The sequence below is a fragment of the Rhodococcus sp. WB1 genome (assembly GCF_001700945.1).
Lineage (GTDB): Bacteria > Actinomycetota > Actinomycetes > Mycobacteriales > Mycobacteriaceae > Rhodococcus > Rhodococcus aetherivorans.
Window position 1 is genome coordinate 111,156 of sequence record NZ_CP015530.1, and the last position, 20,450, is coordinate 131,605.

The following is a 20,450-nucleotide window of genomic DNA, read 5'->3' on the forward strand; positions in this document are numbered from 1 at the left end:
TCAGGCCGGGTTGATGCCGTCCGCGGCCGCGGACGAGATCATCTCGGCGGCAGTGCCGGCCGAACCGTCGAAGAACGTGGTCAGCACCGTGTCCGCCCCCGCGACGACCCCTTCACCACCGGGCTGGACCTTCACCCACTCACGGACCTGCGCATCGACCTGCGGAGCGGTGGTCACGACGCTGCCCACGGCGTCGGCCGCGGCCTGCCCGACCGGGCCGGAGGACTGCCACCGCTCGACCGTGGAATCGGTCTGCTCGGTGAGCGCGTCCTGGTGCACATCCGGCAGCTGTACCTCGATGGGCTGGCCTTCGTCGTCCCCGGCACCGAAGGCGGTCCCGGCCGCCAGACCGGCCGCCCCGCCGACCACCGCGCCGGGGACCGCGCCGACCGCAGCGCCGATCGCTGCGCCCGCCGCGGTCCCGGCCACGCCGGTGGTCACCGCGGGCAGCACCGGGATCGGCAGCGGCACCACACCCCCGGCCGCAGCCCCGGTGAGACCGCCGAGGGTGCCGCCGATCAGGGCGCCGGGAACCGCCCCGGCCGCAGCCCCGGCTGCGGCACCGGCCACCGTCGCACCGATCTGCGCAGCAGCGACCCGATCGGCGCGGCTGGCATCGATGCCGACCGAGGTGTAGAACGTGGCGACCTCGGAGCGGATCAGACCGGCGGTGTTGTTGGTGCGTTCGCGGTCGTCGTCGGTGACCCAGTTCGGCTGGTTGACGTGGATATCGCCGATCATGATCTTCTCGGGCGGAGCGAGGTAGATCGGCTCCGGGGTGACCGGCTGCGGCGCCCGCAGCGCCAGCGGGTCGATCGGCGGCGGGGCGCTTTGCCGCTCGTAACGGTTCGTGTCGTAGTTGTAGTCCGGCAGCGGCGCGTACTGACGCTGCTGCGCCGGAGGCGGGGTCCAGTAGATCTGCTGGGCCGGAGGAGCCGGGGCCGGCTTCGGGGCGCTGGTGGTGCCGCCCTGGGTGGACGGGGCCGGGGTGGTCACCCCGCCCTGCGAGGGCAGCTCGACCGGAGCGGCCGAGGCCAGACCGGTGCCCCCTGCCACGATCGCCACGGCCGTGGCGGGCACGACGCTCACCCTGGCGATCCGCGAAGCCCTGCGATATTTGCTCATGATCGCTTCTCTCTCGTGTGTGTCGGGGCGTGGAATCAGTTGAGTGCGGCGGCCGAGTCGCCGCCCTGCTCGAGCACCGTCGGTCCCGCCTCGACCACATGCGTCGTGGTCACAGCCGGTTCCGAGGTGGTGGAGGTGACCGTCTGCGACGGCGTGGTCGAGACGGTCTCGGAGGTGGTCATCGGCCGCGTCGTGGTGGTGGCCGAGGTGGTGGGAGCCGTCGACGTGGAGGTCACCGTCTTCGCCGTGGTCGCGGACGTGGACATGGACGTGGAGGAGGCGGCGGCGTCGAGGTCGGCTGCCACCGCAGCGAGCCAGGACGCGACGAATCGTGTCGAGGCCTGCCCACTGGCGGTGGCCGGGACCGACCCGTAGGAGCCGTGCTCGGCGGCGACGTTGCGCACCGTCGTCATCGCCACCAGGTCGAAGGCATCCCGGTTGGCCGCGATCTCGTTCGCCACGACCTGGAACGCCTGCCGCACGAGCCGCTGCGAGGTCGCCGGCGGAACCAGCTCGGGCAGCACACCGACCGTCTTGGCGGCGAGCACCCCGAAGGCTGCGGCCGGGTTGGCCAGCCCGACCGCTGCGACCGCGGCGATCGTCTCCGGGGTGAGTACCTTCTTGGCGACCGTGACGGCGGCGTTGAGGCCGATCAGGCCGACCTTCATCAACGCCGCGGTCACGTCCTGCCCGGTCGGGGGTGTCGCCCGCGGATCGGAGGCTTCGGCCAACCGCTGCGAGATCGTCTTCTTCGGCTGGATCGACACCGCGTCGAGGGCGTTCTTCGGAGCCGCAATGTCCTGGTTGACCACGTCGACGGCGGTGGTGAACGCCGTCGAGGCCAGTGCCCGGCCGACCGTGGCGACGGCGACGAACGGATCACCGCCGACCTCGACCTGCCCGGCGACATTGGTCACCGCCCGCACGATCGGGGCGTTCGCCGGGGCGTCGCACGCCAGATCCCCGGTCTGGCACCAGGACGACACCCGACCCGAGAGGCTGCCGTAGTCCTCGGTCAGATCAGCGACGGGGCCGATGCCGCCGCCTGGCGGGGCGGTGAACGCCACCGACGACAGCGCCTTGACCGTCTCGCCCGTGGTGCCGGGAACCGGCGACGGGGCGCTCTGCGTGGTGCCGGGGAACAGGCCGGAGCCGGCGCTGCGGGTCGGAGAGCCGAACAGCGCACCGGCCGCGATCGAGCCGGCCGGAACCGCTCCGGTGCCCTTGCCGACCGAGCGCAGGAAGTTCGAGGTGGCGTGAGCGCCCTGGGAGTAGCCGACCACGGCGAGCTTGGCCGACGGACACTGCTCGAGCACCTTCTTCGCCGCCAGGGACAGGTTCTCCTCCCCCTCGGTGACGGAGGCGACGTACGACCGGCTACCACCGGGGGTGAGGCCGCCGAACGAACCCGGATACGGGACGTAGGCGCGATCGACGCTCGCGCCCAGCTCACGGGCCTGGTCGAGCATCGGCCCCATGATCTTCGAGAGCATCCCGGTATCGACCTTCACCGGCGCATCCGGCGAAGACTCCGTCGTGCCCTGCATCCCGAGCACATACAGATCCGGGCACCCATCGACCAGCCCGTCCAGCCAATGCGTCTGCGCATGCACCGGGACCAGACCACCCACACCAGCCATGACCGCAGCCGTGGTGACGGTCATCGCCAGGACTCTCTTGCCCGAACATTTCATTTCTCTCCCTCCCGAACAGCCGTTTCCCGATGCCAGCAGTCCCCCCTGTTTGTTCCGAGACGGGAGTGTCGATAGCCCGATACGGTGCAAAACCGCCTTCGGAGAACGCAATTGATTCGGCTCGGGGACACATTTGCGCGCTGTCGTTGGGATGGCCAGGCCGTGTTCCGGGTTGACGGGCCCGGATCGGTCGCCTTCGCCTGGACCTCTTCGACAGTCGCGATGGGCACTCGACGCAACGACTGCGCGGACTCGTGTGCGTGGACGGGCTCACGTGAGAGACCCATTCGCCACAGGATTGGCGCTGGCCAGGAACTTATGCAGCCTTTGCTGGTACTGGGCACGACGTCGCTGTTCGCGAACAGGGGGACGACGAGGGCTTGACTGCCCTCCGGGTTTTTGGAGTTGAGCGGGGCCGTTGGCCCCAGGTCGACGGAGCAGCGACGACCTGGGGCCAGCGGGCGCAGTGGACGCGGCGCGAGGGGGCGCCGGCCACAGTTCGGGAGCGGGTACGACCGATGGCACCCTTCACTGAGTGTTGGGCGTAGGTGTTCGGCACTCGGTGGTACGCGCAAGTTGATTCCCCGGGGTTCCGTAGCTGGCTCTGGGTAGAGCTCCGCAATCGCGTCAGTGCTACGTCCGAGGCCGACCACGACAGACCTCGGGAAACCCCCGGAAGGGGCGCGAGCGGATCGTAAGCAAGAGCGGCGCGTTTGTGCAACACGGCAGGCCCCTCCCCTCCTCAGCGCAGCATCTTCAGTGCGGGTCCTGGAATTAGTCCGTAGATTAGCACCATATAATTCTAAACACCAGCGGTTCGAGGGGACGGGAAGGGGGGAGACAATGAGCGGCGACAGGAGGATCCAGGGCAGGGAGTGGAGTTGGCTCGAAGCGGCATACACGGCTTCAGTGGCGCTCGCCTGCGCAGATACCGCCAAGCGCTCGACATGACGATGGCTGACCTCGCTGATGCCGCCGAGGTCTCGGAAGCGACCGTCTCGGCTTGGGAGACCGGCCGGGCCGCCCCTACTCCGCCGTTGTTGAAGCGCGTGGCCGACGTCTTGCGCGTTACTGTCCCGGACCTTGCTCCGATTCAGGAGGGCCGGATGACGCTCAGCGATTTGCGCGCTCTGGCTGGTCTCACGCAGGCGGAAGCAGCCCGAGAGCTCGGCATTTCGGCCACCGTGCTCGGGCGCATCGAGAAGGGCCGCAAGGACTACGACAAGGATCGGGTGGCGGGCATGGCCAAGCTTTATGGGGTGAAGTCTTCGGTCGTTAAGGCCGTCTGGGAGCGCGACCGTGCGACACGCCAGGAGTACATCCGGCGTCTGTAGATTCCATCACTAAAATAACGCCACATGTGTGCTTCGACCGGTCGAGGGTCGATGTTGCACTGGATGACTTCTATTGCGAACTGGGGGCGTGTCGCTCCTCCTCTTCCGAACCAACCTGGGACAAGATCAAGGGCGTTCGGAAGCAGTGACGAGGAAGGGCCGACACCATGCCTACGCCAAGCAAGGGGCCGCGCAAGGAAGTGAAAACCCGCGTTCCGGAAGACGTGCGCGAAGTGCTGGAAGTGATGGCGGCCAATTCCGGTGCCAGCTCCCTCAGCCAGTACGTAGCGGACCTTCTCTCCAGCCTCGCCGGCCGTCCGGACCTTGTACGAGAAATCCACCAGGAAGTGATGCCGATGCCGCTCTCCGCATAGAAAAGTGCGGCGGAGTCCTCCGCCGCACCAGCACATAGCCGAAGCGGTTACCACAACTGAAATGCGAAAACCCCCGGCGGGCAGGCCGAGGGCTTTCGTCTGAAGTTGGCGAGAACGAGTTGGCGCTCGTTCTCGGTACCGCATATCCCCGAAGGGACTGTCTTGCCGGACAGGTCTCAGGGTACATCGCGCCCTGAATCAGAGCCAACGATCGCTGCGCGTGTCGCCACTCTCACTGGTGACACCTCACCGAATCGTCACCTTTTCGACGTGTGCACGCGCCGCTGGTCGCCGCGTGCCCGGGTGCGGATCGACCCGGATCGCACCCACACGTACGCCACCACGATGGCCATGCCCGCCCAGGCGCCCGGATTTCCGTGGGCGATCTACCTGGCCGGCGCGAACCATCGCTACCGCCTGCTGGCGTTCGACCTCGACAGCGGGCGCCATGGCCCCGAGATCGCGCGCACCGATGCCGACCGGCTGGCCGCGCACCTGACGGAACTCGGTGTTCCGCACCTGCGCGCCCGGTCCGGGCCCACCGGCGGCCAGCACATCTGGCTGCGCCTCGCCGCGCCGGGCGCCAGCGCCGACGACGTGCGGCGCCTCGCCCACGCCCTGCGCCAGCACTACCCCAGCCTCGACACCGCGCCCCTGACGAACCCCGCCACCGGCGCCGTCCGCCCGCCCGGGGCACCGCACCGCCGCGGCGGGCAGTCCCGACCCCACCTGCACGGCGCTGCCCTCGACGCGGCCCTCGCCCGCCTCGACACCGGAACCGCACCGGAGGTGGTGGACTGGTTGCTGGCCCGGCACCCGCACTCCGCCGCCCCGGACCCCCACCGCCCCCCCGGTGCGGTGCGCATCGTCGATCCGGCCTCCAATCCCCGCCTGGACCGGCCACGGCGCCCGCTCACCGACACCACCCGCGCTCTGCTGGCCGCGGTTCCGGCACCCGGCGCGGACCGCTCGGCGATCGTGCACAGCATCTTCTTGGGTATGGCCCGCGCCGGCCACACCCTCGCCGACGCCCGGGCGGCCGCCGCGACGGCGCCGGGACTGGTCCGTCTGCGCGAGGACCGCGCCCGCGGCCGCGACGACACCGACCGGCAATGGCGCCGCGCCCTGGACACCGCCGCCGGCTTCGCCCCCGCTCCCCCGACCACCCGGGCCCCGGTCGACGACGAACTCGACCGCATCGAGGCCGCCATCGGAGCCGACCCCGCCCATTGGGCCCGCCCCGGCGGGGCCAGCGACGAACGCATCCTCTACGCCCTCCTCGCGCTCGCCCGCACCGCCCGCACCCGCGTCCTCGACATCGACTGCCGGCGACTCGCCCAGGCCGCGGCCGTCGACGCCTCCACCGTCTCCCGGCGGCTGCGGGTGCTGGCCCACGAGTCCTGGGTGCGGTGTGTCCGTACCGGCAGCGGAACCCGCGCCGCCACCTGGCAACTCGAACTCCCCGACCCGGTGGCATCACTACCGGCTGCAACACAAGGGTTACCCGCCCCCGCTCCGGGGCACCCTTCCTCCCTGCTGGACCACCACACGCACGATCTCTGGGCGAACCGGTCCGGGCTGGGTGGGGCAGCTGCCCGCATTCACTGGGCTGCGATTTCGGGAAAACCCTTGATTTCCGGAACGGGCAGAAATTCCGCAGAGGTGGCTGCCCTCACCGGCTACAGCCTCGCCACCGTCATTCGTGCCCTGTCCACCCTCGCCCGCCTGGGCGTGCCCACCGAGGCGCGAGCCGATATCCCCTCTCTCCGAGACAAACTCGATGACGCGGCTCATCGTGTCGGAGTCGCCGGTGTCGGAGCCCAGCGGGTCCGCCGCCACCTGCTGGATCGGGAGCTGCACCGGTGGTGGCTCGAAGAGCAGGAATGGCGCTGCCGGCGCGGGAAGAAGACCGGTGTACCCCGCACGGTCTCCCTCACCATCGCCCTTCCGATCGATGCGCCCGCTCGGCTGCGGTACGGCCGATTCCCGGTGACCGACACCGGCCGCGCCGACTACCCTGCGGCACGAGCAGTGGTCACCCGCCTGTGCTCCCCCGAGGGTGATCCCAGGACCAACTCAGGCCAGCAGGATGGGAAGGCGGCCTGACACACCCTGTCTCCCCATTTGGACCGAATCAGTATGAATCGTCCACGCGGGCGATTTGAGCCAGGAGGAGCGCGGCATGAGGCGGCCGGTCCGGTAACTGGAACGGCCGCAACGTCACCGCGGCCTTGACCCAGTCACCATCTCCTGCATGCAGTCGCACCAGATCGCCGGCCTGGGGAACCTCACCGCTCTCGACTCTCTGAGCATTCGCTTGCAGACTCAGCAGATCCTCGGGATGGACGACGGGACCGGTGACATGCGCGTACTGCCACTCCACCCACTCCGGAGCCCGGCCGATCCACATCGCGATAATGCCTCGCTGGGCCTCGAACAGCGCGACATGGACATCGGCACCTAACAATCCTTCACGCAGTCCGAGAGCAGCCAACGATGGCATCGACGGCGGATATACGTCGGACACGTCGTGATACAGCACTCGGACACCGGATGCGTCTTCCATGGGGCGTAAGACGACCTGCCACTGCATCGCATGGCCGTGGTCGTGCCGAACCGAGAACCACGTGTTCAGCACTCCCCCGGACCGCGGATTGAGCACCAGATCCAGGAATTCGGTCTCGTGCTCGAAGCAGATCGCGCGGTTGATGTAGTCGGCAGGGGTCGCGGTGGGAAGCCAATCTTCGAGCAACGTACCGGACATCGCCCCCGACTCCCACGTCTGATAGATCAACATTTCCTCGACCATCCAGGCCACACCTGAGGTCAGACGCCGCGTTCCCAGCTCCTCTCCCGGCTCTCCCACCCACAGATGGATGCCGTGCACATCGCCGAACGGGCCGATGATCGGCCAGGCATAGAACCGCCACGACTGCCGCATCTTCTTCGACGACAGCACCCGATCGAACGGTTTACGCACTTCCCGGACGTACTCCACGATCGGCTCCACCGGGATGTCCGGTGCGGGCGAGACCTTCCGGCGGAGCGAAGTCATCTCCTTCGCTTCGCCATCCGAGGCCACCAGCGTCGCAACACCCTCCACGAGCGTTTCGATCAAATGCCACGAACCCATCGAAGACCCCCCTCTGTCTCGACCTGATCTCGATGCGGGGAGGCAGTGTAGCGAAAACCGACTGTTCGACCGTTAAGCGGGATCGATGGTCACGCTCGGACGTGTAGCGCCATCCGCAAGCCTTCGGGCCGGATCGTCAGCAACTCGGCCACCGACAGCTCATACCCCGGCACGGGCGCGACCTCGAAACGGGTGAGTATCTCCGCCAGCGCCAGGACCGCCTCGTGCAACGCGAACTGCCGGCCGATGCAGGCCCGAGCCCCTACCCCGAACGGTTTGTAGGCGTGGGCCGGGCGGGCACGCACGGCCGCAGGCAGGAACCGGTCCGGGTCGAAGACCTCGGTGTCCTCGCCCCACAGCGTCGGATCGCGGTGCAACGCCAGCAACACCACCAGAACCGTCTGTCCCTTGCGCACCGGGTAGCCGGCCAACGTCGTGTCCGTGCGGGCCTTGCGGAAGAACGCCGGGCCGGACGGCCACAGCCGCAGTGTCTCGTCGACGAGGCGGCGCACATAGCGCAGCTTCGCCACCTGTTCGAACCGGAGCGGGCCGCTGCCGTCGCGCACCTGGACAATCTCCGACCGCGCTTGCTCGACCATCTCGGGATGCAACGACAGGTAGTGCAGTGCGAACGACAGCAGGCCTGCCGTCGTCTCGTGCCCGGCCACCAGGAAGGTCAGCACCTGATTGCGGATGCTCTGATCCGTCAGCAGTTCCCCGGTCTGCGGGTCGGGGTGCTCCAGCATCCGCTGCAGCAGGTCGTCCTGGCGCGGTGACTGTCCGTGTCGGCGTGCCGCGATCACCTCGTCGACGGTGCGCTGCATCAGCGCAATGTCCTTCGGGTGTTGACGCAGCGCCTTCCATCCGAGGATCTCCCGGATGACCGGCAGATCGTTCGCCGACTGCGACACGAACGACAGCGCCCGCGTCATCGACTCGACGAACGGATGCCGACCGGCGGAGAACGAGTCGAAGCTGTACCCGAACCCGGTGCGTCCGATGACCTCCAACGTCAGGCGATTCATATCCGAGGAGACGTCCACCGGACCCTGAGTGGCCTGAGCAGCCCAGTAGCCGCAGAGCCCGTCGACGCACTCGAGCATCACCTCGTGATAGCTGCGCATCGAGGATTGGCTGAACGCCGGCATCAGCACGTTGTGTGCCTGCGCCCACGCCGGCTCACTGTTGAACGCGGTGAACAATCCGTCCCCGGCCAGCTCGCGCAGATTGCTCACCGGTGGGACGACTGCCTTGGCGAATCGGGCCTCCTCGAACACTTCCGCGGCCGCGTCCCCGCCCCCGACGACAACCACCTTCTTGCCGGCGATGTCGATCTCGAACACATCCCCGAGCTCCCGGACGAACTGCGCCTCACGCTGTACCGGCCGCCGAGGATCCAGGCGCAGTACATCTCCGAGGAACGGCAATCGCCACGACGGATGCGGCATCGCTTCTCCCCGCCCGGTCTCAGCTTCGACGCGGACATCATTTGAAGCTTGCTCCCCCGTAGAAGTCATGACCGGAGTCTGCCGCACCGCTGTGCCGATCGCAGAATCGGTCGGCTGGTATGACGGGAGGAAGCGACGGCTACGGCCAAGTCGGGTGATGAGGGTTCGTGGCGGTTCCACCTCCCGTTGAAGCACTGCCGCTGAACGACGGCTCGCTCAGCGGAGGCGTCCCGCATCTACTAGTTATAGCGCTACAACGTCGTTGCACCAGGCGCGGGTGGGGCGGAGCCGCTATAGCGCTTGAACGTCGGAGCGTAACGCCGGCGATGCGCCCCTATAGGGCGGACATCCTAGTTGTAGCGCTATAACGTCCAGACGCTAGAACGTTGTCACGTCATACCGTTACCATGGCTGAGCGTCAGAGCGCTACGATCTTGAAGCGTTGCAGAGCTACAACGCCCTGGCGATGGAACGTTGCAGCGTTGGAACGTTGCAGCATTGGAACGTTGCTCCGCTACAACGGTGCAAGCAGCGCAGTGTACTACTGCGGAATTGTCGGCCGAGCCTTTGGAAAACTGCTGGTCGCCCGTGTATTCAGCGAGTATGAGTTATAGCGCTACAACGTCGTTGCACCAGGCGCGGGTGGGGCGGAGCCGCTATAGCGCTTGAACGTCGGAGCGTAACGCCGGCGATGCGCCCCTATAGGGCGGACATCCTAGTTGTAGCGCTATAACGTCCAGACGCTAGAACGTTGTCACGTCATACCGTTACCATGGCTGAGCGTCAGAGCGCTACGATCTTGAAGCGTTGCAGAGCTACAACGCCCTGGCGATGGAACGTTGCAGCGTTGGAACGTTGCAGCATTGGAACGTTGCTCCGCTACAACGGTGCAAGCAGCGCAGTGTACTACTGCGGAATTGTCGGCCGAGCCTTTGGAAAACTGCTGGTCGCCCGTGTATTCAGCGAGTATGAGTTATAGCGCTACAACGTCGTTGCACCAGGCGCGGGTGGGGCGGAGCCGCTATAGCGCTTGAACGTCGGAGCGTAACGCCGGCGATGCGCCCCTATAGGGCGGACATCCTAGTTGTAGCGCTATAACGTCCAGACGCTAGAACGTTGTCACGTCATACCGTTACCATGGCTGAGCGTCAGAGCGCTACGATCTTGAAGCGTTGCAGAGCTACAACGCCCTGGCGATGGAACGTTGCAGCGTTGGAACGTTGCTCCGCTACAACGGTGCAACACTGCAACGGCGTGGCGCTACGACGTTGCAGCGTTCCGACGCTTAGCGTTCAGAGCGTGGTAGCGCTGCACACTGCCGCGCCTCAATGCACCTACTCATTGCACCCAGTGCAACCGACGAAAGGCTCCATGCAATGGCCAAAATCATCGTTTGCCACTCCCGGAAGGGAGGGGTGGGAAAGACCACGATGGCGTATGAGCTGGCTTACGAGCTGGACGCAGTCCTGGTGGACTTGGAGTACGACGGGGGCGGCGCCACCGGTAAGTGGGGGGATCGGCCTCTTGACCGGGCCCGCATTCCGATCCTCGATGCAATCCGCACCGGCAAGACCCCCAAGCCGTTGAACGGCTTCAAGAAGCCGCGCCTGGTACCTGGGCATCCTGACCTGTACGACCAGGCGCCCAGCGAAGATGCAATGGCGGATGCGCTGGTGCAGTGGGCAGGGGAGTGGGACACGGAATGGGTCGTCGTGGACACGCATCCAGGTGCAACAACCCAGGCCCATGGTGCACTGTCCGTTGCAAATGTCGTTCTTGCCCCGACTCCGTTGCGGAAGCTGGATCTCGATGCAACTGAGCAGCTCGTCGACGAACTCGCCGACTACCCCCTGGTCATTTCGCCGACAATGGTGCCGGCGGCGCCTCCGGGAACGATGATCGACCGTCTTGCGCGGATGGTTGACGGCACGCCGGTGCAGGTTGCGCCTCCGGTTCCCCATGCCGCCCGGGTTGGCACTCGAACGAAGCGCATTGCAATCACCGCCGAGGAACCACCGGCCAAGCCGTTGCGGGCTTTCGCGGCTGCAATCACCGACACCGCGAAGTTCCTCCAGGAGTACGTCAATGACTAACGGACTCGACGCCTTGCGGCAAAAGAACAAGCGCGCCAGTGGGCGCACCATGCCGCCACCGCGGCACAAGCCCCGGTCGGTTCCGGTGGAGATTCCCACCGATTCCGAGAACCCGACCAATCCCATTGCGCCCCCCGTGCAAGAGATTCGACCGTCTACATCGGACGCTGCGGCGGCCCACTTGGAGCAAGCGGCCGCGCAGACCGTCAACGGCCGGGAACCGGCACTCGCGTTGGCGGCCTCCGAGTTGCCGAAGGCGGCGCCTCCAGTGCCTTCCACAGAAGTGGACGAGCTAACGAAGTCGACGATCTATCTAGACGCCGAGACCGACCAGTTCCTCGAGGAGGCGATCTATCTCGGGCGGAAGCAAAAACCACGCATTGATTCCCGTAGTGCGATCGTTCGTTTTGCACTTCGGGAGTTGGCCTCTCGCATGTCCACCGAGCAAGTGATTGCCGCGATACGGGCAGGTGCGCCTGAAACTGGCAACCAAGGAAGACCTCGCCTCTAGCTGCATAACGTTTCAGCGTTCTAGCGCCAGAAAAAGGGGGAGTCCCGCTCGACCTGCAATCCAACGGGACTCCGTGACCGGCTACCTCAGTAAAGGAAATTCCGATCATGTATGACCTTAACGTTCGCGCTGCGCAACGTCAGCTATCGTCCGCAAGTGCACGCCGACGATTGCACTCGAAGACCACGGCTCTCGGTGCTGTTGCAGCGATGACGCTCGTGCTTGCAGCGCTGGCGTTCACCCTGTCGTTCGACGCGTTACGCCAGCTCACTCTGGAAATCGGTGTGCGCCCGGAACTGGCCTGGATGGCGCCGGTGGCACTCGATGTTGCACAGGCCGCCGCCGCGCTGGCTCTCGTTGCATTAGGGACCGACGACGAGTTCCGCGGTGCCCGTCGGTACTGCAAGGCCCTGGCCACGGGCACGGTCCTGCTCAGCGTGGCCGGCAACGGCTACCACGCCTTCCGGCTGGCCGGGCAGCGGCACGCGCAGGCCGCGGCCGGTGTCGATGTCGGATACCAGCCGCAACCTGCTGCAATCGCGGCCTGCATTGCGATGATCGTGCCGCTGCTGTTTTTGGCGCTGTTGCATCTGTTCACCACGATCGTGCGGGCACTGGCCGTCGAACGGGGCCGCTACAACGAGGTGGTGCACGACGCGCACCTGACTGTCCACGAAGAGCAGCACGCGACTGCACACGAGGCGCCTGAGGTTCACGACCCTGCGGAGGATGCACTCGTCGGGCACGACGTGCAGTACCCCGGTGCACGCGTGCGCACCGATGCCTCTGCCGTTGCCGCACCGCCTGCAACGGTGCAGCCGCAAGGCACCGGGCGCCACGGCGAAGAGGCACCGGGGGAGGCCGTCGTGCAGGCCCCCGCTCCTGTCGAGGCACCCTTTGAGCCGAACCTTGCGCCGACCTCCGGTGGCTACCCGCAGACCGTCGACGGCCTGCGCGAGTTCCTGGCCGGGTGCACGCTGCGCAGTGAGGAGAAGGAGGTGGCGACGATCCTGCTGGACCGCCCGCAGCTGACCTATGCGCAGGTGGCCGTCGAACTGGAGGACACCCCGTCCCCGTCCACGGTGTGCCGGCGCTGGCAGCGCTTCAAGAACGCCGCCTACGCCGAGGGCTTCGAGATCCCGCCGGTGGTGCCGCTTCCGCTCGACGCGGTCACCGCCCGCGAGGAGCAGCTGGTGTCGGTGTGACCAGGCAGCCGGGGCTTCACGCCAGGCCGTGCGGGTAGGTGCCCGGAGCACCGAACGAACCGTGGCCCGGCGAGGCGCGCGGAGTGGGGGCGGAGAAAACAGTGACGCCAGGACGGCGCTTCCCCCGCCGTCCCGGCGTCGAGTCCCACCCTAGCAGGACTGTTCGAACACGTGTTCCCATTGGCGGGAAAGTAGTGCAACCATCATGGATGTGGCCCTGCAGGAGCGAGCACCGACGAGCTGCCCCGCCGGCCATCGCCTTACCCCGAACGGGGTCCTGGTCGGCTGGATCCCGTGTGACTGCACCCCCGGAGCGACCGGTCACCGTACCTGGACGTGCGGCAATTAGGCGGAATTGCATCTGATGAGGCGCGGCGTCCACGGAGGTGAAGAGTTCGGGATCCAGGCAGGTTTCCGTGACCACCCATGTCACGGAGCCGGGCCAGCGCGAATGGCCTCATACGCGACCGCGGCGCCAGGTCCATACGCACCAAGCAACGGCTGCTACCGACACCGCCGGCAACACTCGACTCATCCGCCGCCAGGTGGTGATCCGGTGGTACTGCTCGCTGGATAGAAACTCTCCTGCGGGAGTACGTGGAGCGGACAGGTCCCACCACAGGCTCCCCGACCCACTCACAACTTGAGGCCATAGTGTGAAGGAGCCGATCGACGCGGCGACTGCAAGGCAGGTGACCGGCAATGCCACCCAGAACCACGGAAATCCCGCCGTGTGTCCGCGGGAGGAGCGTCGCGACAGGACCCCACCAGCAACCAACGCGGTCACCCCTAACGCGAAGATCATCAGCCACACCACAGAGCGACACTACCTGCAGGGCTTCTTTCAGGGCCGATGTCCGAAAGTCGCCGGTGCCGATGGACACTCCCGAAAGCAGGTCGATGCGCCAGGACTTCAGCCAAAATTCAGATGCAACATTGTTGCATCTGATACAACGGAGGCATGTCTCCCTCGCGGGAAGATCCACCGAAGGCGAGTGTGCCCCTGATTCTGGCAGACAATGTGCTGCATCTGGACCCGGAGACGGCGGTGTTCGAGTCGATGCTCTCGGGATGGCAGGACCAGCAACGCGCTCGTTTTCTGCGTACCGCGACGATCGAGCAGCGGGTGTCGGTGATCCGCCGCTTCTGCGCGTTCAGCGGCTTGTATCCGTGGCAGTGGACGCCCGCCGAATCCGAGGCATGGTTCGCCGATCTGGCCTCCGGCCTGCAACCGAGGTCGTTTGCGACCGTCCGTGGGTATCAGATTTCGCTGCGCATGTTCTGCGGCTACGTCACCGATTCTCGGTACGGCTGGGAGAAGGTGTGCGCCGACCGGTTCGGGGCCGTCCCGGTTCAGGTTCTGCACGAGTGGAACACCGTCAGCCACATCGGGGTGTTCGAAGGCCGCCCGGGCCGGCGGGCGTTGACCTACGACGAAGTGCAAGTGCTGTTCGACACCGCCGACGGGGAGGTCGAGCGGATCCGGAACCTGCGGCGTAAGGGTGCGTTGCCGGCGTTGCGCAACGCAGCGCTGCTCAAGACGGTCTACGCCTTCGGGTTGCGTCGGAGCGAGGCAGTGGGGCTGGATCTGGCCGATCTGCGGGTCAATCCGAACGCCCGCGACTACGGCCGCCTCGGTGGTGTCTATGTCCGGTGGGCGAAATCGACGCGGGGCAATCCGCCGAAGCGGCGCACGGTGCTGACCGTGCCGGAGATGGACTGGGTGGTCGAGAGCCTCGATCACTATCTGGATCGGGTGCGCCCCTTGTTCGGGGCCGCCGCTCATCCGGCGGTGTGGCTGACCGAGCGGTGTGGACGGATCTCGGTTCGGGCCGCCAACGAGGCCTTCAGCGATGTGCGCGATGCCGCCGGGCTGCCGCAGGAACTCGATCTGCATTCCCTGCGGCACTCTTACATCACGCATCTGATCGAGTTCGGGTATCCGGAGCGGTTCGTGCAGGACCAGGTGGGCCACAGTTATGCGAGCACCACCGCGCTCTACACCCATGTGTCGGACGAGTACCGCAACCGGTTGGTGCGCCGGGCCCTGACGAACCGAGATCTGGGCCTGTGGGAAGGAGCGACGTGATCAAGAAGATGGGATACCAGTGGCATCTACGCCGTCTGATGGCCGAGCGCGGCATGTTCCAGACGACGGATCTGAGTGCCCCGTTGGCCGAACGTGGTATCACCCTGTCCCGGGAACAGTTGTGGCGCCTGGTCAGCCAGCCGCCCCAACGACTCTCGCTGGACGTGCTCGCCGCGTTGTGCGACATCCTCGACTGCGGCCCCGGTGATCTCATCGAGGTCCGCGCGGAGAACACGGTGGTGCGCAAGAGCGGCACCGGCCCCACCGGCCCGGCACCGGCAGTGCGGCGCACCACGATCCGCCGGCCCCACCCGAAGGCGTAGGCGTGGGCCGGCGCCGGGTCGACGACGCCCGCCGAGATCTGCGCGAACGTCTGCTCCACGAGGTGGTGACGCTGACCGCAGCCGAACTCGAGGCGGTCATCGCCGAGGCCCGTGTCGACATGCCCCGAACCGTGCACCAGCTCGACCGCTATCTCCGCGAGAACCCCGAGGGGCTCGTCGCTCCCGACGAGTTCTGCCCGGCCGGCCTCATGCGACTGACCCATGTCCTGGTGCGACACGGCCATGCGGTCTCCCCACCGGCGTGTCCGCGCTGCCATCGCCGGGTGCTGCTGCCGCACCAGCGCCCCGAAGGGCGGGTCTGCGAGAACTGCCGCACCATCGACCGCCCCCGCATCACCTGCACCGGCTGCGGCCGCACCGCACCCCCGGCCGCGCACTACGGCGACGACCGACTGTGCCGCCGTTGCTACCGCACCGATCCGCGCTCCCGCCGCGCATGCTCGCGCTGCGGCCGCACCCGCATGCTCGAACACCGCACCGCCGACGGCCGTGCCCTGTGTGCGCGCTGCGCTCCACGGCCACACCACATCTGCATCGACTGCGGCCGCAGCCGACCGGCCCAAACGGTGCTCGATGCCGGTCCGGTGTGCGCCGCCTGCTACCGCCGACACCGACCACGCCGACCATGCGGCCGGTGCGGCGCCGAGGCGATCATCGTCGCCCGCGCCGACAGCACCCACCCCGACATGTGCGCACCCTGTTGGCAGGCAACCAGCCGCCCACCCCGGCAGCGCAAGTCGGCACCCTCTCGTCGAACCCCACCACCCGAGCCCCGCGAAGCCCGTCGGCCCGGATCCTCGGCACATCCCGCGCCCTGCTGTCTGTGCGCGCAGACCCGGCGAGTGACCGCGTACTGGCCCATCGGGCCGGTCTGCCGATCCTGCTACACCCGCAGGCAAGAACACCCGGCGCGGTGCGCACGGTGCCACGAGAGTCGGGTCCTGATCGCCCATTCCGACTCCGGTGACGATCTCTGCGGGCCCTGCAGCGGCAGCTCGTTCGACTATCGATGCCGTCGTTGCGGAGAAGGCGGCCGGGTCTACACCGCAGGGCACTGTTTCCGGTGCTGCGTCGACACCCGGTTACAGCAGGTCCTCGGCGCAGACCGCGGCATCGTTCCCGAGCAATTGGCACCTCTCGCCCAGGCGCTCCTGGCCGCCGTCAAACCCCGCAGTGTCCTGGTCTGGCTGCGGACGAGTTCCGCGGCGCAGCTGCTGTCCCAACTCGAGGCCCCGATCACCCACGCTGCGCTCGACGCCTTACCGCCCGGTCGTGACGTGCATTTCCTCCGCGCCATGCTCGTCCAGGCCGGTGTGTTACCGGAGCGACTCGAATATCTCGACCGTGTCGTTCCGTGGCTCGACGCGCAACTGGCCTCGCACAACGACGCGCACGCCCGACTGGTGCGGCCCTACGCCCAGTGGCACCTTCTGCACCGAGCCCGTCTTCGGGCCCGCCGCCGGGGCGGAGGGGACAGCGCCGACGCTGCCTACCGCCTGCGCTACTCCCTGCGGGTCACCCTGGAGTTTCTCACGTGGCTCGACCACCATCAGATCGCGATCGACTCACTGACCCAACACCAGCTCGACGGCTGGCTCGTCGGAGGAAACGGCTCCCGTCGATACCACGTGCGTGGCTTTCTCAGATGGGCAATCGACAAGAACCTCGCCCCCGGCGTTCTGGACGTTCCCGCTCCGAAAGTCGGCCAGCCGAAGCACTTCCTCGACAGTGCCGACCATGACCGGCAACTACGCCGTTGCCTTCACGACCCCGGTATCCCCACCGATGTCCGTGCCGCCGGCGCCCTGATCCTGTTGTTCGGGCTCCGCATGGCCGAACTGCTCACCCTTCGGAAGGATCAAGTCCGTGTCCGCGCCGGTGACCATTACCTTCACCTGGGCCACCACGAACTGCTCCTGCCTCCGGCAGTGGCCGCGCTCCTGGGCGACCTTCCCCGCACGGACACCAACCGCTCTGTCCTGGTGCCCACCGACCACGCCACGGTGCTGCTCTTTCCCGGTTTCCACGGCACCCGGCCGCCCGCCACCACCACGTTCGGTGCGCGCCTGCTCCACCACGGCATCACCCCTCTGCCCGGTCGCAATACCGCGCTGGCTACCCTCGCGGCCGACCTCCCCGCCGCCGTGCTCGCCGATCTTCTCGGGCTCCACCCTCGGACCGCCGTGCGGTGGGTCCGCATCGCCAAACGCGACTGGCACACGTACCTCGCTCAACGTCGAGCCGACATGACCCCGCACGAGAACGGCAGCCCACCGGCGGGATAACCCACCCTCGCCCGCCATCGCGGACGGCATCGATGCAGACCAGATCCGCCCGGTCGGATGCGGCGGTTCGGACATGCGTCTCGTCGAACTCGTGCAGCCGATCCGCGAACCCGCCGAGCTCGATGTCGAATAGCGCACATCGGAATAGGTGCCTACCGCCAGGCATCTGCGAGGTCACCATCGGCTCACCGCCCCATGTCGGGCCGCCGCGGCCGGGCGTGCGATGGTCCTGAGAGAAGGTGAGCGCCCCGGTGCGTTGGGTGCCGGGGCGCTCACCGGGCAGCGTACGACGCCGGTCCGACATCCCGTCCCGGCGTGGGAGGCGACGTTGGTTCCGTGGGGCGTTGGTTCTGTGTATTGTCGCCAGGTCGCGCACGGTCCCCTCCAACGTGCGGGCCCGCGTGCCCCGGCGCTTTACCCCCCGCCGCCGGGGCACCGGCCTACCTGGAGGATGTAGCGCCCCCGGGGCGGATGGTGGCTCGCGGCGATGGTGGTGCCTCGTCGTGTCGAGCATCCCTAGGGTCTGCGTAGTGCGGTGGCCGGTGTCACGGCGATGGTCCGGATCTTGTAGTCGCAGTTGAAGGCGTGGTCCCTCGACGGTGGGGGAGTGGCCCGCTATCGTCGAGGGTGTCCTGGCGAAGAGTCAGGAAAGTGAGGCCGGGAGCCCGCACGTTTTGCGTGGTCGCCCGGCCTTTGCGCTTCTCTACGGCACCCGGTGCACGGTGACCAGCGAGTCGATCGCGCGCCGCAGCTGCCCGCCCGCGGTGTAGGCGTAGGCGATCAGGTCCGCGGCCCCCAGCAACTCGTGCGCGTGCGGACGGTCCACCATCGCCCGGACCGTCTCGAGCGCCCCGACCCGGGCGAGAGCGCCGGTGAGCGCCGCGAGATCCTGCTTGTCCTGGGCACACGATTCGACCAGGATGCGGCGCGCTCCGAGCTCGGCGCTGTGCACCGCCAATGCGGCCAGCAACTGGCCGGGGACCTGACGGTGCGGGCGACCGGAGATCGGGCGGTGAACAGGTGGGCCTGCCGGATCTTCCGGTGTGCGGGCGAAGGGCGCCACGATCCGCCGCCGATTCTCGGGGCGCTCGTCGCGGCGGTGCAGCCGGTCGGCGGTTGTGCGGCCTCGAGCGTCCGCATCGTTGTGCGGGCCGCAGCCAGATCCTCGGAAACCGCCACCACCGCGCAGAGCAGATAGTCCTTCGTCTTCGCCTCGTCGACGAAGATCTCCCCGGTCGGCATCGCACCTTCTTCCTCCGGTATCCGGCCCACGGCATTGTCGCCGATCCCGTCGCCGATCACCGCGGCCCCTCCTGCCTCCGTATCCGCCGGTGGTCCGCGACCTACCCGGTCCGGACCGGCTTCCGCCGAGGCCCGCTGCGCCGTGACGGTTCTGTCGGCACGGCCCACGCACGGCTCCTCCTACCTGGCCCGGAGCCTTCTCGGCGCGCCTGCCGGAGAATCCGTGCCACCTCGGCTACCGTCGCGGCAGCGCACGAGTTGAGGGGCGAGAGCGCCCCCGATCATCGAGGGGGCGCCCGGCATGGAGATGGACGAACAGCTGCACCAGTGGGCGTGGCAGCTGCGCCACGACGGCCACGACTGGAGCGAGGTCGCCACCGAACTCGGCTGCACCGAAGACCTCGCCCGCGCCATGGCCGACCGGCACCGCCGCGACACCGAAACCCAGGCCCAGGCCGCCCAGTTCTCCCTGTTCGACCTGTAACCCCCGGCCGGATCGGGCGCCCCCGTGGGGCGGCCATCCGCGACGCCCCATCCGGGCCGTAGACGACGTCGGTCCGCGCACCGCCGTCCGCAGTGGAACCGGCGTGTACCGCCCCACCGAAAGGGACCGGGTCCGCGCCGATCGGAGAACGCCGCGAGTACTGCCACTCGCTGCACGGCGCAGCCCGCGCGTGCACGACGCCCAGGTCTTTGGACAAAGATCTCCGGCCGGGCCGGGCCGGGTCGGGCCGCCGCGGTGCCGCCGAACGCTGCCCGGTCGGCGGTTTGCAGGAATGTAGCTCCGGCCTGTTCTTTCGAGGTAGCGGTCGGCGGACCGCTGCGGCCCCGGCACCGATTCGGGCGTTGTAGCGCTATAACGCTGGAGGACGGAGGCCTCCCGGCCTCGCGCCGCGGCCTGATGCCAGGATCTCCGGCCCCGCTGCCCATGTCCTCAGACGGTGCCCGGTCGTGCGGTCCGGCCCCTGTCGGACGAGGCCGCCCGCCCCGGGGGAACGAGACCTGCCGCCGGGCCGTCACCGCTCGGCACACCCCAGCCGCACCGGCACAGCACAGCACAGGGGAGAGGTTCGGCCGGCTGAACCGCCGGCACCACCCCCGCCCGCCCCCCGCCGGAGGGAATACGGGGGCGGCCTGGCGGGTGCGCACGGGCAGCTGCGACCGCGATCGCGCTGCGCGCATCGGCGCGCTCCGCCGACATGGGTGTCGTCGACCTCGGGCGTGGTCCTTGGTGCGCCTGCGGCGCACACCGAGTCGAGCTGTAGGGTCTCGCTGCCGGTGGCATCTTGAGACGCGACGACCTGCCGACATGTCACTTGTCTCACGGAATGGCCACCGCAGTTTGTCTCAATTCCCTGACATTTCTTCAGCGATCAGGAAGCGGGCCGTGCCGATGCCCCGCAGCGGCGGGCGATCAGTACGCCCCCTGCCCGCCCATACCAGGAGCGGTTGGCCATCCAGGAAGGCAATCTCACCCAAATGGCCAATTGGCCACCGAGTGGCCATCTCGCGTGAGATTCGGCCACAGGTCTCGAGACCCTACATCGATGTAGGGTCTCGCTGCCAATGACAT

At 67.7% G+C, this 20,450-nt stretch carries 15 protein-coding genes; 10 read left to right on the top strand and 5 right to left on the bottom strand.

Features of this window, described 5'->3' with window-relative positions:
• Positions 1 to 1,080, bottom strand: a complete 1,080-nt coding sequence (locus tag A4U64_RS27035; RefSeq protein WP_065923745.1) for an insoluble domain protein — start codon at positions 1,078 to 1,080, stop codon at positions 1 to 3.
• Positions 1,081 to 1,160: 80 nt separating this feature from the next.
• A complete protein-coding gene (locus A4U64_RS27040) occupies positions 1,161 to 2,789 on the bottom strand; it encodes a cutinase family protein (RefSeq protein WP_065923665.1) in 1,629 nt (542 codons plus the stop codon).
• A 905-nt stretch (positions 2,790 to 3,694) separates the two neighbouring features.
• Here A4U64_RS27040 and A4U64_RS27045 point away from each other — a divergent pair.
• The 3 genes from A4U64_RS27045 (at position 3,695) to A4U64_RS27050 (ending at position 6,633) form a co-directional block, all read left to right on the top strand.
• Positions 3,695 to 4,153: a helix-turn-helix transcriptional regulator gene (locus A4U64_RS27045; protein ID WP_065923666.1), complete on the top strand. Its 459-nt coding sequence runs from the start codon at positions 3,695 to 3,697 to the stop codon at positions 4,151 to 4,153.
• Positions 4,154 to 4,320: 167 nt separating this feature from the next.
• On the top strand, positions 4,321 to 4,527 hold the full coding sequence (locus A4U64_RS28390; protein ID WP_139311051.1) for a toxin-antitoxin system: 207 nt from the start codon (positions 4,321 to 4,323) through the stop codon (positions 4,525 to 4,527).
• A 303-nt stretch (positions 4,528 to 4,830) separates the two neighbouring features.
• Positions 4,831 to 6,633, top strand: a complete 1,803-nt coding sequence (locus A4U64_RS27050; RefSeq protein ID WP_065923746.1) for a hypothetical protein — start codon at positions 4,831 to 4,833, stop codon at positions 6,631 to 6,633.
• A 28-nt stretch (positions 6,634 to 6,661) separates the two neighbouring features.
• Here A4U64_RS27050 and A4U64_RS27055 read toward each other — a convergent pair whose 3' ends face one another.
• A complete protein-coding gene (locus tag A4U64_RS27055; protein WP_198163458.1) occupies positions 6,662 to 7,660 on the bottom strand; it encodes a GAF domain-containing protein in 999 nt (332 codons plus the stop codon).
• A gap of 89 nt (positions 7,661 to 7,749) precedes the next feature.
• The gene (locus A4U64_RS27060) at positions 7,750 to 9,108 is read right to left on the bottom strand and encodes a cytochrome P450 (RefSeq protein WP_065923667.1); all 1,359 of its coding nucleotides are present in this window, start codon (positions 9,106 to 9,108) and stop codon (positions 7,750 to 7,752) included.
• A gap of 1,376 nt (positions 9,109 to 10,484) precedes the next feature.
• Here A4U64_RS27060 and A4U64_RS27065 point away from each other — a divergent pair.
• The 6 genes from A4U64_RS27065 to A4U64_RS27085 all read left to right on the top strand — a co-directional run bounded on the left by A4U64_RS27065 (position 10,485) and on the right by A4U64_RS27085 (position 17,635).
• Positions 10,485 to 11,201: a ParA family protein gene (locus A4U64_RS27065; protein WP_029540292.1), complete on the top strand. Its 717-nt coding sequence runs from the start codon at positions 10,485 to 10,487 to the stop codon at positions 11,199 to 11,201.
• Entirely contained in the window at positions 11,194 to 11,712 is a 519-nt protein-coding gene (locus tag A4U64_RS28050) for a hypothetical protein (protein ID WP_084648744.1), read from the top strand. The genes A4U64_RS27065 and A4U64_RS28050 overlap by 8 nt, the downstream gene beginning before the upstream one ends.
• Before the next feature lie 209 nt (positions 11,713 to 11,921).
• On the top strand, positions 11,922 to 12,917 hold the full coding sequence (locus tag A4U64_RS27070) for a DUF2637 domain-containing protein (protein ID WP_065923668.1): 996 nt from the start codon (positions 11,922 to 11,924) through the stop codon (positions 12,915 to 12,917).
• Between the two features lie 961 nt (positions 12,918 to 13,878).
• A complete protein-coding gene (locus A4U64_RS27075) occupies positions 13,879 to 15,006 on the top strand; it encodes a tyrosine-type recombinase/integrase (protein WP_065923669.1) in 1,128 nt (375 codons plus the stop codon).
• Entirely contained in the window at positions 15,003 to 15,329 is a 327-nt protein-coding gene (locus tag A4U64_RS27080) for a helix-turn-helix domain-containing protein (RefSeq protein WP_065923670.1), read from the top strand. Before A4U64_RS27075 ends, A4U64_RS27080 begins: the two co-directional genes overlap by 4 nt.
• 2 nt (positions 15,330 to 15,331) lie before the next feature.
• On the top strand, positions 15,332 to 17,635 hold the full coding sequence (locus A4U64_RS27085) for a hypothetical protein (RefSeq protein ID WP_065923671.1): 2,304 nt from the start codon (positions 15,332 to 15,334) through the stop codon (positions 17,633 to 17,635).
• Between the two features lie 703 nt (positions 17,636 to 18,338).
• Here A4U64_RS27085 and A4U64_RS27090 read toward each other — a convergent pair.
• Positions 18,339 to 18,605 carry a hypothetical protein gene (locus tag A4U64_RS27090; protein ID WP_084648746.1) on the bottom strand — a complete coding sequence of 89 codons (267 nt, stop codon included), beginning with the start codon at positions 18,603 to 18,605 and terminating at the stop codon, positions 18,339 to 18,341.
• A gap of 573 nt (positions 18,606 to 19,178) precedes the next feature.
• Here A4U64_RS27090 and A4U64_RS27095 point away from each other — a divergent pair.
• Positions 19,179 to 19,361, top strand: a complete 183-nt coding sequence (locus tag A4U64_RS27095; protein ID WP_003934806.1) for a hypothetical protein — start codon at positions 19,179 to 19,181, stop codon at positions 19,359 to 19,361.
• The last annotated feature ends 1,089 nt before the right edge of the window (positions 19,362 to 20,450 follow it).